The organism is Methylobacterium sp. Leaf123 (assembly GCF_001423405.1).
Taxonomy (GTDB): Bacteria; Pseudomonadota; Alphaproteobacteria; order Rhizobiales; family Beijerinckiaceae; genus Methylobacterium.
The window spans coordinates 155823-171986 of the sequence record NZ_LMNS01000038.1 but is presented as its reverse complement, the minus strand read 5'-3'; the positions used below and the strand labels follow the sequence as shown (position 1 = coordinate 171986).

The window sequence follows — 16164 nt, the reverse complement described above, 5'->3', positions numbered from 1 at the left end:
TCCCCCTCCGTCCGGAAGGGGGCGGCGCTCACCCCTTCTTCCCGATCCGCCCCTCGGTGCCGGCGGCGAGGCGGCGGATGTTGGGTGCGTGCTTCCACCATAGCAAAGCTGCGAGCACGAGGAAGAGTGCTGCAACCGCTCCGTGTCCCAGCGCCCACAGGATGAGCGGCGTGGCGGCCGAGGCCGCGAGGGCGGCAAGCGAGGAGTATTTCAGGGCAAAGGCGAGCCCGAGCCAGATCGCGGCGAAGGCGGCCAGCGTCAGCGGGCTCAGCGCCAGCAGCACGCCGATGAAGGTCGCCACGCCCTTGCCGCCCTTGAAGCCGAGCCAGACCGGGAAGAGATGCCCGAGGAAGGCCCCGAGGCCCGCGGCCAAAGCCGGCCCCTCGCCCCACTGGCTTGCCGCGAGCACCGGCAGGGTGCCCTTGAGCGCGTCGCAGAGAAGGGTCGCAGCGGCGAGGCCCTTGCGGCCGGTGCGCAGCACGTTGGTCGCGCCGATATTGCCCGAGCCGATCGCCCGCACGTCGCCGAGGCCGGCGAATTTCGTGAGGATCAGCCCGAAGGGGATCGCGCCGCAGGCGTAGCCGATGACGAGGGCGGCGATGAGGATAGGCCAGCCGGCCGCGAGAAGCGGGGTCATGCGGCCAGGGCCGAGAGGTCGGAGCGGTAAACGACCCGGCCGCCGACCAGCGTCAGCACCGCCGCGCCCTGGAGCCGGGCCTCGTCGAAGGGCGAGTTCTTGGAGCGCGACTTCAGTTGCCGCTTGTCGAGCAGGTAGGGCAGATCGGGATCGATCAGGACGAGATCCGCGGGTGCGCCCTTTTCGAGCCGCCCCGCCTCGCGGCCGAGCAGGTTCGCCGGGTTCGCGGAAAGCGCCTTCAGCAGCGTTGGCAGCGTCACGTCGCCGGTATGGAGCAGGCGTAAGGCGGCCCCGAGCAGCGTCTCGATGCCGAGCGCCCCGTCGGCGGCCTCGGCGAACGGCAGGCGCTTGGTTTCCACATCCTGCGGATTGTGGTCGGACACGATGACATCGATCACGCCGTCATTCAGCGCGGCGATCACCGCCTGCCGGTCGTCCTCGCGGCGCAGGGGCGGCGAGAGCTTGCAGAAGGTGCGGTAGTGGCCGATGTCGCCCTCGTTGAGCACGAGGTTGTTGACCGAGACGCCACAGGTCACGGGCAGCCCCGCCTCCTTGGCCCGCCGCACGATCTCGACGGAATCGGCGCAGGAAATCATCGCCGCGTGGTAGCGCGCGCCGGTGAGGCGCACGAGGCGGATGTCGCGCTCCAGCATCACCGTCTCGGCCTCGCGGGGGATGCCGATCAGGCCGAGGCGGGAGGCCATCTCGCCCTCGTTCATCACGCCTTCGCCGACGAGGTCCGGCTCCTCGACATGCTGCATCAGCAGCGCGCCGAAATCGCGGGCGTAGGTCAGCGCGCGGCGCATCACCTGCGCATTGGTGACGGCTTTCAGCCCATCGGTGAAGGCGACGGCGCCGGCTTCCGCCAGCAGGCCGAACTCGGTCATCTCCCGGCCGGCCAGCCCCTTGGTGATGGCGGCGGCCGGCAGCACGTTGACGCAGGCGGTGTCGCGGGCGCGGCGCAGCACGAAATCGACGATGGCCGGCCCGTCGATGACGGGGTTGGTGTCGGGCATGCAGACCAGCGTCGTCACGCCGCCGGCCGCCGCCGCCGCGCTCGCCGAGGCCAGGGTCTCGCGATGCTCCGCACCGGGCTCGCCGACGAAGGCGCGCAGGTCGATCAGGCCCGGCGCGAGGGTGAGACCGCCGCAATCGATTGTTTGAGCGCCCTCCGGCGCGCCGGGGGCGGCACCCCAGGCGACATCGGCGATGCGCCCGTCGCGCACGAGCACGGCGCCGGGGCCCTCACGACCGGTGGCCGGATCGAGGAGGTGGGCGTTGGAGAGGACGAGCGCGCTCATTGGTGTCACCCGTTCGGCAAGTGGGTCGCCAGCGCTTCCAGCACGGCCATGCGCACGGCGACGCCCATCTCGACCTGCTCGCGGATCAGCGACTGCGCCCCGTCGGCGATGTCGGAGGCGATCTCGACGCCGCGGTTCATGGGCCCCGGATGCATCACCAGGGCGCCGGGCTTGGCGAGCGCCAGCTTGTCGCCGTCGAGGCCGTAATAGCGGAAATACTCCTTCACGGACGGCACGAAGGAGCCGTTCATGCGCTCGCGCTGGAGGCGCAGCATCATCACGATGTCGCAGCCCTTCAGCCCGGCGCGCATGTCGGTGAACACTTCGACGCCGAAGCGCTCGATGCCGGTGGGCAGCAGCGTCGAGGGGCCGATCACCCGCACCCGGGCGCCGAGCGCCTGAAGCAGGATGATGTTGGAGCGCGCGACCCGCGAATGCAGGACGTCGCCGCAGATCGCGACCTGAAGGCCCTCGATGCCGCCCTTGTTGCGGCGGATGGTGAGCGCGTCGAGCAGCGCCTGGGTCGGGTGCTCGTGGGCGCCGTCGCCGGCATTGACCACGGCGCAATCGACCTTGCGAGCGAGCAGATGCACCGCGCCCGCCGCGTGGTGGCGCACCACGATGATGTCGGGTCGCATCGCGTTGAGCGTCGCGGCCGTGTCGATCAGCGTCTCGCCCTTCTTCACCGAGGACGAGGCGACCGACATGTTCATCACGTCGGCGCCGAGGCGCTTGCCCGCGAGTTCGAACGAGGATTGCGTGCGGGTCGAGGGCTCGAAGAACAGGTTGATCTGCGTGCGGCCGCGCAGGACGGTGCGCTTCTTCTCGACCTGCCGCGACAGGGCGACGGCGGCGTCGGCACGCTCCAGCAGCGATTCGATGTCCGGCCGGCTCAGGCCTTCGATGCCGAGCAGGTGCCGGTGCGGGAAGGCGGATGCGGTCTGAGCGGTCATGCGGCGGTTCTGGCGTCGGCCCCGCGCTATAGGTGTCTCGGCGGGGCCCGGCAAGGCGCGGGGGCGCTCGGTGGGCCGGCGTGGGTGATGGCCTGAGGAAAAACGGTCTCTCCCGGTCGCGGATGAGAGATTTTCCTGATCATCGCGAGCCCGTGATCGAGAAAAATTTGAACGAACCGGCCTCGCTTCCGTTTTCTCAACATCTGTTGGGGTTTGAGTGCGCCGAATGCCTGTCCCGGTATTCGCTGGCCTACCCGGAAACGAAAGGTAGCTCATGAATACGCGACTTCTCCTGACCGCCGGTGCGCTCTCGCTCGGTCTCGCTCTCTCGTCCGGCGCCTACGCTCAGGGCATGCAGCGGGGCGGCATGGAGCCCGGCATGGGGGGCCAGACCGGCGGGCAAATGGGTGGCCAGATGGGCGGCCAAATGCAGCAGGGCGCCATGGGCGACGACATGGGCCAGGAGCAGCGCCCGATGAAGCGCAGCTCCAAGAAGATGAAAAAGCCGATGAAGAGCAAGAAGACGATGCGCTCCAAGCGTATGAATTCCGGCTCCGGCATGGAGTCCGGTGCGGGCGGGATGTGATCCCCCCGTCACCCGAGTGTGACCGGGTCGCCATCTAGGCGACCAACGGCCCGCCCGGTTAGACCGGGCGGGCTTTTTCGTGTCGAACGAAGCTTCTCAGTCTTCCCGCGCCGCGCGGTCCATCCTCCCGGCGCAGGTCGCTGCAACGAAGGAACAGCCGCACCGTGGCCGCAGGATCGACGCTCTCGGGGCCGGACATCGTCGAGACGGTGCGGCGGCGCTGGATGTTTCGCCATCCGCTGGTGATCCGGCTGGCGCACTGGCTCAACGTGGTCTGCCTCGCCATTCTGCTGATGAGCGGCTTGCAGATCTTCAACGCCCATCCGGCGCTCTACTGGGGCGCGGCCTCGACCTTCGATAAGCCCTTCGTCGCCATCACCGACGACCAGCGGGACGACGGCACGCCTCGCGGCATCGTCTATGTGGCCGGCCACACCTTCGAGACCACGGGCGTGCTCGGCCTGTCGAACCTCAACGGCCAGCAAGCGGGGCGCGCCTTCCCCGCCTGGGCGACCCTGCCGGCGCATCAGGATCTCGCCACGGGACGGCGCTGGCACTTCCTGTTCGCCTGGGCCTTCGTCCTCAACGGGCTGATCTACCTCCTCTACGGGCTCGGCACGGGGCAGTTGCGCCGCCGCCTGATCCCCGACGGCGACCAGATGCGCGGGTTCGGCTCCTCGATTCGCGAGCACCTGACCCTGCACTTTCCCGAGGGTGAGGAAGCCAAGCGCTACAACGTGCTGCAGAAGCTCTCCTACCTCGTCGTGGTGGCGGTGCTGCTGCCGCTGATGCTGCTGACGGGGCTCGCCATGTCGCCGGGCGTCAACGCCGTGGTGCCCCTGCCCGACCTGTTCGGCGGCCGGCAATCCGCCCGCACGATCCACTTCATCGTCACGAACCTGCTGGTGCTGTTCGTGATCGTCCACGTCCTGCTCGTGCTGCTCTCGGGCGTGGCCAACAACATGCGCAGCATGATCACCGGCTGGTTCGTGATCGAGCGCAAGAAGCTTCCCGCCGGTCCGGGAGAGACCCCATGACACCCCGTCTCATGACCCCGCGCCTCACGCCCCGCCGTCTCCGGATCCCCGCGTCGATCGCCCTGCCCCACCGCCGCGGTTTCCTTACGGCAGCGGCCGGCCTGCTCGGTGTCTCGGCGCTCGGCGGCTGCGACCGCTTCGCCGCAAGCCCGACCGGGCAGCGCGCGCTGAAGGCGGGCGAGGATGCCAACCTGTTCGTGCAGCGCCTGCTGCTGACGCCGGCTTCGCTCGCCAAGGAATTTCCGGATTCGGAGATCTCGCCGTGGTTCAAGCCGAACGGCACGATCGAGCCGCCGGACCGGGCGTATAAGGCGCTCGCCGCCAAGAGCTTCGACGGGTTCAAGCTGCGCGTCGATGGCCTCGTCGAGCGGCCGCAGGATCTCAGCCTATCCGACCTCAGAGCCCTCCCCGCCCGCACGCAGACGACCCGGCACGATTGCGTCGAGGGCTGGAGCGCCATCGGCAAATGGACCGGTGTGCCGCTCGCGGAGGTGCTTCAGCGGGCCGGCTTGAAGCCGAAGGCCCGCTACGCCGTGTTCCACTGCGCCGACACGATGGAATACGCCATGAGCGGCGAGGAGGAAGAGGAAGAGGCGGAGCCGGAAAAGACCGCCAATCCCAGCATGGAGACGCGACTGGAGGGGGCCGAGAATCAGGCGAGTGATTCGCAGGCCGCAGGCGCGGAGGCACCGAAGCCTGAGGACGAAGAGAGCCAGGGCACGCCGGTGCGCTATTACGAGAGCATCGATCTCACCGACGCCTACCACCCGCAGACGATCCTGGCCTACGACCTGAACGGGAAGGCGCTGCCGGTCTCGAACGGCGCCCCCTTACGCCTTCGGGTTGAGCGCCAACTCGGCTACAAGCAGGCGAAATACGTCATGCGGATCGAGGTGACCGAGGGCCTGAACGGCATCGGCGACGGCAAGGGCGGCTACTGGGAGGACCGCGGCTACGAGTGGTACGCGGGGATTTAAGGCGACGTCCGGCACGTTCACCCGATTTGACAACGCCGCGCGGCTCACCCACTTCTGCGCGGCGCGAGAGCCGGCCTCCGACCGGTACGCATCCGCGCCATTCCCAAAACCGTATCTGCGGTGAGGCTCTGGCGAGAGGCAGAGGTTCATGAAAGTCGTCGTCGTCGAGTCGCCGGCCAAGGCCAAGACGATCAACAAGTACCTGGGGGGCGATTACGAGGTTCTGGCCTCTTTCGGCCATATCCGCGATCTGCCGGCCAAGGACGGCTCGGTCGATCCGGAGGCCGATTTCGCCATGATCTGGGAGGTGGAGGATCGCGGCGCCAAGCGCGTGTCCGAGATCGCCCGCGCCGTGAAGGGAGCTGAGAAGCTCATCCTCGCGACCGACCCGGATCGCGAGGGCGAGGCGATCTCCTGGCACGTCATCGAAGCGCTCACCGCCCGCAAGGCGCTGAAGGGGATTCCCGTCGAGCGGGTGACCTTCAACGCCATCACCAAAGCGTCGGTCGACGCGGCGATGAAGAAGCCGCGCCAGATCGATCAGGCCCTGGTCGATGCCTATCTCGCGCGCCGTGCCCTCGATTACCTCGTCGGCTTCAACCTCTCGCCGGTGTTGTGGCGCAAGCTGCCCGGCGCCCGCTCGGCCGGCCGGGTGCAGTCGGTGGCGCTCCGCCTCGTGGTCGAGCGCGAGATGGAGATCGAGCGCTTCAAGCCGCGTGAGTACTGGTCGATCATCGCGACGCTGGTGACGGAAGCCGGTGGCGTGTTCGAGGCCCGGCTCGTCGGCGCGGATGGCAAGCGCATCCAGCGCCTCGATGTCGGCAATGCCGAGGAGGCCGCCGCCTTCAAGCGCGACCTCGAACTCGCGACCTTCCAAGTCGCCAGCGTCGAGGCCAAGCCCGCCAAGCGCCACCCGCAGCCGCCCTTCACCACCTCCACGCTGCAGCAGGAGGCGTCCCGCAAGCTCGGGATGGCCCCGGCGCAGACCATGCGGGTCGCGCAGCGGCTCTACGAGGGCGTGGATGTCGGCGGCGAGACCGTCGGTATCATCACTTACATGCGAACCGACGGCGTCGACATGGCGCCGGAGGCGATCCAGGACGCCCGCCGGGTGATCGGCCGCGAGTTCGGCGACGCCTACGTCCCCGGTGCGCCGCGCAAATACTCGGTGAAGGCCAAGAACGCGCAGGAGGCCCACGAGGCCGTGCGCCCGACCGATATGGGCCGGCTCCCGAAGCAGATCGCCCGCTACCTCGAACCGGAGCAGGCCAAGCTCTACGACCTGATCTGGACCCGCACCATCGCCAGCCAGATGGAATCGGCCGAGCTGGAGCGCACCACCGTCGAGGTGAGCGCGAATGTCGGCCCGCGCCGGATCGATCTGCGCGCCACCGGTCAGGTCGTGAAGTTCGACGGCTTCCTCGCCCTCTATCAGGAAGGCAAGGACGACGAGGAGGACGAGGACGCCAAGCGCCTGCCGGCGATGAAGGCGGGCGACGCCTTGAAGCGCGAGCGCATCGCCTCGACCCAGCACTTCACGGAGCCGCCGCCGCGCTATTCCGAGGCCAGCCTCGTCAAGCGGATGGAAGAACTCGGCATCGGCCGGCCCTCGACCTATGCCGCGGTGCTGCAGACTCTGCGCGACCGCGAATATGTCCGCATCGAGAAGAAGCGCCTTCAGCCGGAGGACAAGGGGCGGCTCGTTACCGGCTTCCTCGAGAGCTTCTTCAAGCGCTACGTCGAGTACGATTTCACCGCGAGCCTGGAAGAGCAGCTCGACCGGGTCTCGAATGCCGAGATCGACTGGCGCTCGGTCCTGCGCGACTTCTGGCGCGACTTCTCGGCGGCCATCGGCGGCACCAAGGAGCTGCGCGTCGCGGAGGTTCTCGAGGCGCTCAACGGCCTGCTCGGCCCCCACATCTTCCCCGAGAAGGCGGATGGCGGCGATCCGCGCGCTTGCCCGACCTGCGGGGCCGGCCAGCTCTCGCTCAAGCTCGGCAAGTTCGGCGCCTTCATCGGCTGCTCGAATTATCCTGAGTGCAAGTACACCCGCCAGCTCTCGGCCTCCGGCGTCGAGGGCGAGGGGGACGGCTCCTCGGCCGAGGGCGGCCAGCCCGGCGTGCGTGTGCTCGGCGACGATCCGGCCACCAGTATGCCCGTCACCCTACGCGACGGGCGCTTCGGGCCGTTCGTGCAGCTCGGCGAGGCGAGTGCCGAGAAGGGCGCGGAGAAGCCCAAGCGCTCCTCGCTCCCGAAGGGCATGACGCCGGGCAGCGTCACATTGGAGATCGCGCTGCGCCTGCTCTCGCTGCCGCGCGAGGTGGCCAAGCATCCGGAGACCGGCGAGCCGATTCTAGCCAATCTCGGCCGCTTCGGCCCCTACGTGCAGCACGGGAAGACCTATGCCAATCTCGGCAAGGATGACGACGTGCTGGAGATCGGCGGCAACCGCGCCATCGATCTCATCGTCGCCAAGGAGCAGGGCGGCGGGCGCGGCCGCCCCTCCTCTGACCCCGGCCGTGCCCTCGGCCAGCATCCGGACGGCGCTGCCCTCGTGGTCAAGGCCGGCAAGTACGGCCCCTATGTCAGCGACGGCTCGGTCAACGCGACGCTGCCGAAGACGATGGCCGCCGAGAATCTGACGCTGGAGCAGGCGATCGATCTCGTGAACGCCAAGCGCGCCTCCGGCGGCGGCAAGAAGCCGGTTCGCAAGACGGCGACCCGCGCTCGTGCGCCGGCGAAGAAGGCGGAGGCCGGCGAGGCAAAGAAGCCGGCCGTGCGCAAGACGGCGGCCAAGGCGACCACCAAGGCGCCGGCGACGAAGGCTGCGGCCAAGCCGGCGGCTGCAAAGAAGGCTACGTCGAAGACGAAGGCGGGCTGAGGCCCGCTGGAAGCGGTTGCTTCCGTCGGATGTCGGGGCGTCTCGACATCCGGCCTGCATCCGGGTCGCGAGGGCGCGCACACGATTTCGCCGCGTGTCCTCATCATCCAAAAATCGTTCAGCCGGCCGTCGAACGCGAACGACAGCGAAGCGATCCAGCCGCGCGACCTTTCAGAGAAAGGCGGCGCGCTGGATCGCTTCGGCTTCGTTGGGCGATGAGGGCGTGTTCGGCCGCCGGATCAGTCTGCGGCGACCCGCTCGAACGTGAGGTAGCTCGGCAGCCGGCCGGCCGCGAGGGCCTTGGCCTCGTAGCGGGTGCCCGGCCAGCCGGCGAACGGCTTGCGCCAGTCGTCGGCGGTCTCGGCGCTCCAGCGGAGTTGCGGGCAACGGGCGGCGCGGACCAGGGTCCAGCCGACATAGTCGTCGATATCGCTGGCGAAGCGGAAATGGCCGCCGGGGCGCAGCACCCGGGCGATCTCGGCGAGCGAGGCGTCCGACACGAAGCGGCGCTTGCGCTGGCGGCGTTTCGGCCAGGGATCGGGATAGAGCAGGTAGACGCGGGCGAGACTCGCATCCGGCAGGGCGGCAAGCAGAGCGGTCGCGTCCTCGTCCCAGACGCGGACGTTGCGCAAGCCGCGATCGTCCACCGCGCGCAGCAGCTTGACCACGCCGTTGACGAAGGGTTCGCAGCCGATGATGCCGGCTTGGCGGTGAGCCTCGGCCTGCGCCGCGAGATGCTCGCCGCCGCCGAAGCCGATTTCCAGCCAGACCTCGTCGACATCAACCGGGAACAGGCTCGGCGGATCGAGGAACTCGCCGCGCTCGGGGAGCGCGACGCGTAAGCCCGGCAGCGCCCCTTCGAGGCGCTGCTCCTGGCCCGGACGCAGGCGCTTGCCCTTTCGGCGCCCGTAGAAGGCCCGCTCGGTCTCCGCCGTCCCGCCCGTCTCGGGAGGGATGTCGTCATCCCTCCCCATCATGGTTCGGGCTCAGAACGCCGACTTCAGCTTGTCGGCGAGGTCGGTCTTCTCCCAGGAGAAGCCGCCATCGGCATCGGGCTCGCGGCCGAAATGGCCGTAGGCCGAGGTGCGGGCGTAGATCGGCTTGTTGAGCTGAAGCGCCGTGCGGATGCCGCGGGGCGAGAGATCGAGGGCGTCCATGAGGACCGTCTCGAGCTTCGCCTCGTCCACCGTGCCGGTGCCGTGCAGATCGACGTAGATCGACAGGGGCTTGGCCACGCCGATGGCGTAGGAGAGCTGGATCGTGGCGCGACGGGCAAGGCCGGCGGCGACGACGTTCTTGGCCAGATAGCGGGCGGCATAGGCGGCCGAACGATCGACCTTGGTCGGGTCCTTGCCGGAGAAGGCACCGCCGCCATGGGGCGCCGCGCCACCGTAGGTGTCGACGATGATCTTGCGGCCGGTGAGGCCGGCATCGCCATCGGGGCCGCCGATCACGAACTTGCCGGTCGGGTTGACGTGCCAGGCGGTGCCTTCGTTGACCCAGCCCTGCGGCAGAGCTGCGAGGATGTAGGGCTCGACGATGGCGCGCACGTCGGCCGAGTCGAGCGACTCGTCGAGATGCTGCGTCGAGAGCACGATCTGCGTCACCTCGACCGGGCGGCCGTTGGCGTAGCGCACGGTGACCTGGCTCTTGGCATCGGGGCCGAGCTTGGCAGCGTCGCCCTGCTTGGCCTTACGCGCGTCGGCGAGGTCCTTGAGGATCTTGTGAGCGTAGAAGATCGGGGCCGGCATCAGTGCCGGGGTCTCGTCGGCGGCGTAGCCGAACATGATGCCCTGGTCGCCCGCGCCCTCGTCCTTGTTGCCGGCGGCGTCCACGCCCTGCGCGATGTCGGCCGACTGCGCGTGCAGGTGGATGGCGACGTCGTTGTTCTTCCAGTGGAAGCCCGACTGCTCGTAGCCGATGTCGCGCACGGCTTCACGGGTCAGCTCTTCCAGATCCTTGAAGGTCACGGAATCGGGGCCGCGCACCTCACCCGCGATCACGACGCGGTTGGTCGTCGTCAGCGTCTCGACGCCGAGACGCGCCTCCGGCATGGCCGAGAGATAGGCATCGACCACGGTGTCCGAGATCCGGTCGCTCACCTTGTCGGGGTGGCCTTCGGAGACGGATTCGCTGGTGAAGAGGTAGTCGGAACGAGGCATCGTGTGCACCCCCGATTGTCGGGCGCGCCTCGTGTGTCACGGCGCTTACCCTGGTCTCCAGAGGCGCGGCTTGTCGCATCGCCGTAACGGACGGTCAAGCCGGAATGGCGAAATCGTCCGTTTTAACGAACGCTGCCGCGTGCGCTCTCGTCTTGTGATTCCCGCCTGCGGCTGCGACTGTCAGCCCTTGAGTTCCTGACTGAGGATCTCGACGGCGGCGGAGAGTTCGCGGCGCTGTTGCTCGGTGAATGTTTCGGTGAACTGGCGAGCGAAGGCGCGGGCGAGATCAGACCACGGCTCGACAGCATAAGCGTGCTGGCCATTGTCTGAAAAACCGCGTTCCGTTTCCGGGTCCGGATGCGGAATGCCGTCGAGGAAGTCGGAAACCGGAGTATTGGTAAGCCGACTGAGGATCGCGAGATGAATCGCGCTGATCCGGTTGACGCCTTTTTCGTACTTCTGGAGTTGCGCGGCAGACATCCCGAAGCTGTCGGCGACCGCTCGCTGCGTCAGCTTCGAGCGTTTGCGTTGCTCGGCAATGCGACGTCCGAGAAGGACGTCGCGCTCATCGGTCTTCTGGCCTGCCATCTTCGTTCTGCCCAAGTTCTTTCGGGCGATGCTTCGAACGAAAACTTTCCTCGTGCAAGGGCGCGCCAGGAGCCAATGGCAACGACACACACGTTATGTCATTTGTTATAGCTGCGGCGCGACGTCGCACTCAGATCGAAGGAAGTATCGAATGTTTGTTTGCAATCTGAGGCAGCGAAAACGTTTGGCGTCCCCGGCAGGGCTCGAACCTGCGACCCCAGGTTTCATACCACTTCGACTTTCGCCGCCACGCTGTTCGCGCGTTCGTGGTCTGGACTATCCCTTCACCGTGGGCTTCGAACGAAGCCTTTAGGTGCCACCCGTCTAGTCTCTACACCTTCCCGTGGACCGTGACCGGACCTCGGGCTTGGCTCGGGATCGGCAGAGCGCCGTGGCGCCGGAAGCTTTCCCCGAATTTGAGTGGATCCGCCGTGCGGTTTCCCATCACGGCGCCCAATTGTGGAGTTTAGGAAACCTGTGCTCTGTCCAGCTGAGCTACGGAGACGTCTCCACCGGCTTAGCATCATCGCACGGCACCGCCAACCGCTCCGGGCCGGAGCGGTTGTAAGGAATGAGCCGGAGCGCGCGACCATCGCGCTGTTGCCCGGGAAGCGCACGCGCCGGCAATCCGCGATTGCGCGCGGGCGGTGCTCGCGCGTGCCGCGATCCGGGCACTTTTCGCGCGGCATCCTCGCTTGAATCGAAAGACCGAGCGCGAACGGTGGCGATGTTGCCCGGTGATGGTCACGAGATCGGCTCGCGGGGGAGCCGGACGAGCCGAGGCGGTGCCCCGGCTCTCGTCTGGTTGCTCGCGGCCGCCTGCGGCGCGCCGGGCGATGCCTCGGGCGCTCCACGGGTGGAGGAGGCATGCCGGGCTTCCGCCGCGCGGGCGGACCGCCTTGCCGAGATCGGACCCAGGGGCGAGCTGCTTCTCGCATCCGGCCGCCGGGCCGTGCTCTCCGGGCTGCGCTGGCCCGACGAGCCGGCGTTTGACGCGGCCGCGCGGGGCTGGCTGCACGCCTATCGCGGCGCGTCCCTCGTTTTGACCGAGCGCGGGGCCGAGGACCGCTGGGGCCGCCGTCGCGCCGACGCGATCGCGGGCGAGGCGGAGCCGGTCGATCTCGCCGGAGGATTGGTCGCGGCCGGGCTTGCCTATGCCGATGCCGGCGAGGCCGACACGCTCTGCCGCCCGGCGCTCCGCACCCTCGAGTCGGCGCCACGCGCGGCCGGGCTCGGCATCTGGGCCGGTGGCCCGCTCGCCGCGACCGATGCGGCGGCATTGAGCGCACGCGCCGGGCGCTTCACGGTGGTGGAGGGACGCATCCTTCATGTCGGCGAGCGCTCGGCCCGAACCTATCTCGACTTCGCGCGCCGTGGCGGGCAAGGCTTGACCGTAACCGTGCAGAAACGCTCTTGGCGGATTCTGAGCGAACAGGGTTTATCGGCGGCCACGCTGAGGGGTCGCCTCGTGAGAATCCGCGGCATGGTCGAGATCGGTCGGGGGCCGTTCATCGATCTGGCGGGCGTCGAAGGCATCGAGGTCGTCGAGGGGGAGCGGGCGCTACGGCGCTAGAACGGCATGACGGGGGATCGGCAGCACATATTGAGGCGGCGGCGCACATGCGGGGTCGGCCGTCAGGGACTTGCGCGGCTCGGCATGCTGGCCGCGCTCGCGGGCCTGCTCGCGGCGTGCGCCGCCGACCAGACCGGAAGCGTCTTGACGCCGGCGGTCATCACGGTGCCCGAGCAGGCGCCGAAGACGACGGGGCGCACGCGCTCCGATGAGGCGGACCACGCCAAGCTCGTGGCCTCCTTCGGCGGAGAGTACCGCGCGCCCGCCGCGCACCGGCTCATCACCGAGATCACCGACCGGCTCGTGCGCGCCAGCGACCGGCCGGAGGAGAGCTACGCGGTCACGCTGCTCGACTCGCCCGTCGTCAACGCCTTCGCCCTGCCGAGCGGACGGCTCTACGTCACCCGCGGCCTGCTGGCGCTTGCCGGCGACAGCTCCGAGGTCGCGGCGGTGCTCGCGCACGAGATCGCCCACGTGACCTTGCGCCATGCCACCGCCCGCAGCGAGATGGCCCTGCGCTCGCAACTCGTGAGCCGCGTCGTCGCCGATGTGCTGAACGATCCCGTCACCGGGGCGCAGCTCGAGAGCCAGTCCAAGTTCACCCTCGCCCGCTTCTCCCGCGAACAGGAGCTGGAGGCGGACACGAACGGTGTGCGCGTGCTGGCCCAGGCCGGCTACGATGCGTTCGGTGCCGGCCGCTTCCTCGATGCGCTCCAGCGCACCATGGCGCTCAAGGCCGGCAATGGCAGCGCGGCCGAGCCGGACATGCTCGCGACCCATCCGGCGACCGCCGAGCGCATCGCGCTGGTTACCCGCGCGGCCCGGCGCATCGGCGCCCCCGGCCTCGGCGCCGACGACCGCGCCCGCTATCTCGCGGCGATCGACGGGCTCGCCTATGGCGACAATCCCGGCGAGGGGCTGGTGCGCGGTCGCCGCTTCCTGCATCCGGGCTTGAGCATCGCCTTCGAGGTGCCGGACGCCTTCGCCATCGAGAACACCCGCAACGCCGTGCTCGGCACGACGCCGGAGGGCAGCCGCCGCCTGCTGTTCGATCAGGTCGAAGCGAGCGGCGACCGCAGCTTGGAAGACGTGCTGCGCGCGACCTGGAACGACGCCATTGAGGCGGGCTCGGTCGAGAACCGCATCGTCGGCGGGCGCTCGGCCGCTGTTGCCTTGTCGCGGGGCAAGGACTGGACCTTTCGGCTGGCGGCGATCCGCATGGGCGAGACCACCTACCGCATGATCATGGCGGCCAAGGGCGCGACCGACCCCGAGCCGGCCTTCCGCCGCTGGCTGGAGAGCCTGCGCCCGATCGAGCCGGAGGAGACCGCCTCCCTCAAGCCGGCGCATCTGCGGATCGTCACGGCCGCGCCGGGCGACACCGTCGAGGGGCTGGCCCGCCGCATGAGCGTGCCCGACCGCGCCGTCGATCGCTTCCTCGTGCTCAACAGCCTGCAACGCGGTGCGGTGGTGAAGCCCGGTCTGAGCTACAAGCTCGTCGTCGAGTGAGGGCGACGCCTAGGCCTTTGGCCGCGATAACAGGTCCGACGTGACGCCCCCCGAACCTCCCCCTGACACCGCCGTCGCGGTCGTGTTCTTCCGTCCCTCGCCCGAACAGGTGGCGCGGATCGTCGAGCGCTTTGCCGGGCGCCTGCCCGTCCTCGTCTACGACAATGGCGGCATCCCGCTCGAGGCGCTGGCGCAGTTGCGGGGCGCGGCGGGGCTTACCCGGCTCGGTGAGGGCCGCAACCAGGGCATCGCCACCGCCCTGAACGCGCTGGCCGAGGCGGCGACGGTCGCCGGGTTCCGCCGCCTGTTTCTGCTCGATCAGGATGCCGATGCCACCGTCGAGACGGCGCAGGCGCTGGGCCATGCCCTCGACCGGGCCGCAGGCGAAGACCCGCCCCCGGCCCTTGTCGGACCGGCACCGGCGCCGAAGCCCGGCCATAAGGCACCGGTCTATCCGCTGCGCCCCGGCATGCCGCGCCGCGAAAACCTTCGACCCGTCGAGTTCCTGGCGACCTCCGGCTCGCTCCTGGATCTGGCGGCCTTCGACAGGGTCGGCCCATTCCGCGAGGATTTCTTCATCGACGCCGTCGATCTCGAATGGTGCTTTCGTGCCTGGGCGCGCGGCCGGAGTTGCTGGATGGATTTTGGCACCGCCATCCCGCACAGCGTCGGGCGCGGCACGATCCGGATGCGATTCCTGCCGGTGGCGATGCCCGACCAGCCGCTGTTCCGCATGGCCGTATACGTGCGCAACTCCGCCTATAGCTGGCGCCTGCCGCACGTGCCGGCCCGGTGGAAGCTGAAACAGGCCGCCTATCTGCCGCTCCAGATCGGGCTCTACTGGAGCCGTCACCGGTTCTCGCCCCGCGTGCTCGCGCGCCTTCTCGCGGCCCTGGCGCAAGGGCTGGGCGGGCATCTCGGCCGGCCGGCGGACGCGCCGCCGTGACGGCAGCTCTCGACGTCGTCATCGTCAATTGGAATGCCGGGGACCAGCTCCGGGCCTGCCTCGCGAGCCTCGCCGCGAGCAAGAGAGCGGAACATCTGCGCGTCGTCGTCGTCGACAACGCCTCCTCCGACGGCTCTGCCGAGGGGCTGGATCAACCGGGCCTCGCGCTCACGGTGCTGCGCAACGACGACAATCGCGGCTTCGCCCGTGCCTGCAACCAGGGCGCGGCCCAAGGCACGGCCGCGGCGATCCTGTTTCTCAACCCCGATACGCAGGTGAGCCGGGACGGCATCGCCGTCGCCCGCGCGCGGCTCGAGGCCGATCCCGGCACCGGCATCGTCGGCGCTCGGCTGGTCGATGACGCCGGGCAGACGCACCGCACCTGCGCCCGCCACCCGACGGGTGCGAGCCTGATCGCCCACACCCTGTTCCTCGACCGCCTGCTGCCCGGCCGCGTGGCGCCGCACTTCCTGCTCGATTGGGATCACGCCGAGACCCGGCCGGTCGATGCGGTGATGGGCGCGTTCCTGATGATCCGGCGCCCGCTCTTCGCGGCGCTCGGTGGGTTCGACGAGCGCTTCTTCGTCTACTGGGAGGATGCCGACCTCTGCGCCCGCGCTGCCGCTGCCGGCTTTGCGGTGTGCCATGTCGCAGGGGCCGAGATCCGTCACCGCGGCCAGGGCACCACCGAGGCGGTGAAGGACCGTCGCCTGTTCTACTTCCTGCGGGCGCAGGCGCTCTACGCCCACAAGCATCACGGCCGGGCGGTGTCGCTCGCCGTCCTGGCTGCCGCCCTGGCCGTGAACCTGCCCGTCCGCCTCGGCCGGGCGCTGGTGCGCGGCGCGGTCGGCGATGCCGGTGCGGTGATCCGCGCAGGGTTTATGCTGATGGCAGCCCTGCCGCGCCTGTTGACCGGCAGCGGTCGATGAGGCTTGCCTCGCTCGGGCATCTTGTTGTCCGCGGCGACCTCCGTCATGGTGCCGCCCTCCGGACGGTCCCGCTTGCACCCGCGGC

Annotated in this window: 14 protein-coding genes; 8 read left to right on the top strand and 6 right to left on the bottom strand. The window is 69.2% G+C overall.

Translation table 11 applies throughout. From position 1 onward, the window contains the following. Positions 1-28: 28 nt before the first annotated feature. The 3 genes from plsY to ASF53_RS20425 are packed head-to-tail and all read right to left on the bottom strand — an operon-like array spanning position 29 to position 2891. Complete coding sequence (gene plsY / locus ASF53_RS20435) at positions 29-637, bottom strand: glycerol-3-phosphate 1-O-acyltransferase PlsY (RefSeq protein ID WP_056202984.1); 609 nt, start codon at positions 635-637, stop codon at positions 29-31. After that, positions 634-1938 carry a dihydroorotase gene (locus ASF53_RS20430; protein WP_056202981.1) on the bottom strand — a complete coding sequence of 435 codons (1305 nt, stop codon included), beginning with the start codon at positions 1936-1938 and terminating at the stop codon, positions 634-636. Before ASF53_RS20430 ends, plsY begins: the two co-directional genes overlap by 4 nt. Before the next feature lie 5 nt (positions 1939-1943). Continuing rightward, positions 1944-2891, bottom strand: coding sequence for an aspartate carbamoyltransferase catalytic subunit (locus tag ASF53_RS20425; RefSeq protein WP_056202977.1), 948 nt, complete (start codon positions 2889-2891; stop codon positions 1944-1946). 274 nt (positions 2892-3165) lie between these two features. On the opposite strand from ASF53_RS20425, the gene ASF53_RS20420 reads away from it, so the two are divergent. From ASF53_RS20420 to topA, 4 genes are all read left to right on the top strand, one after another. Next, positions 3166-3477, top strand: coding sequence for a hypothetical protein (locus tag ASF53_RS20420; RefSeq protein WP_056202974.1), 312 nt, complete (start codon positions 3166-3168; stop codon positions 3475-3477). A 164-nt stretch (positions 3478-3641) separates the two neighbouring features. Beyond that, on the top strand, positions 3642-4514 hold the full coding sequence (locus ASF53_RS20415) for a cytochrome b/b6 domain-containing protein (RefSeq protein WP_056202971.1): 873 nt from the start codon (positions 3642-3644) through the stop codon (positions 4512-4514). After that, positions 4511-5491, top strand: coding sequence for a molybdopterin-dependent oxidoreductase (locus ASF53_RS20410; RefSeq protein ID WP_082482877.1), 981 nt, complete (start codon positions 4511-4513; stop codon positions 5489-5491). The genes ASF53_RS20415 and ASF53_RS20410 overlap by 4 nt, the downstream gene beginning before the upstream one ends. Before the next feature lie 148 nt (positions 5492-5639). Then, positions 5640-8372, top strand: coding sequence for a type I DNA topoisomerase (topA, locus tag ASF53_RS20405; RefSeq protein WP_056202967.1), 2733 nt, complete (start codon positions 5640-5642; stop codon positions 8370-8372). Between the two features lie 239 nt (positions 8373-8611). Here the strand turns inward: topA and trmB are convergent, their stop codons facing one another. The 3 genes from trmB to ASF53_RS20390 all read right to left on the bottom strand — a co-directional run bounded on the left by trmB (position 8612) and on the right by ASF53_RS20390 (position 11122). Then, positions 8612-9349, bottom strand: coding sequence for a tRNA (guanine(46)-N(7))-methyltransferase TrmB (trmB, locus tag ASF53_RS20400; protein ID WP_056202964.1), 738 nt, complete (start codon positions 9347-9349; stop codon positions 8612-8614). Between the two features lie 9 nt (positions 9350-9358). Further along, positions 9359-10534 carry a methionine adenosyltransferase gene (gene metK, locus ASF53_RS20395; protein ID WP_056203857.1) on the bottom strand — a complete coding sequence of 392 codons (1176 nt, stop codon included), beginning with the start codon at positions 10532-10534 and terminating at the stop codon, positions 9359-9361. Between the two features lie 180 nt (positions 10535-10714). After that, a complete protein-coding gene (locus tag ASF53_RS20390) occupies positions 10715-11122 on the bottom strand; it encodes a helix-turn-helix domain-containing protein (protein ID WP_003599335.1) in 408 nt (135 codons plus the stop codon). A gap of 727 nt (positions 11123-11849) precedes the next feature. On the opposite strand from ASF53_RS20390, the gene ASF53_RS20385 reads away from it, so the two are divergent. Genes ASF53_RS20385 through ASF53_RS20370 form a run of 4 tightly spaced genes read left to right on the top strand, consistent with a single transcriptional unit; the run spans position 11850 to position 16079 of the window. Beyond that, positions 11850-12695 (top strand): hypothetical protein, encoded by an 846-nt coding sequence (locus ASF53_RS20385; protein WP_056202961.1) that lies wholly within the window; start codon positions 11850-11852, stop codon positions 12693-12695. 6 nt (positions 12696-12701) lie between these two features. Then, a complete protein-coding gene (locus ASF53_RS20380) occupies positions 12702-14204 on the top strand; it encodes a M48 family metalloprotease (RefSeq protein ID WP_056202958.1) in 1503 nt (500 codons plus the stop codon). A 40-nt stretch (positions 14205-14244) separates the two neighbouring features. Beyond that, positions 14245-15150, top strand: a complete 906-nt coding sequence (locus tag ASF53_RS20375; RefSeq protein WP_056202955.1) for a glycosyltransferase family protein — start codon at positions 14245-14247, stop codon at positions 15148-15150. Further along, a complete protein-coding gene (locus ASF53_RS20370; RefSeq protein ID WP_056202952.1) occupies positions 15147-16079 on the top strand; it encodes a glycosyltransferase family 2 protein in 933 nt (310 codons plus the stop codon). The genes ASF53_RS20375 and ASF53_RS20370 overlap by 4 nt, the downstream gene beginning before the upstream one ends. The last annotated feature ends 85 nt before the right edge of the window (positions 16080-16164 follow it).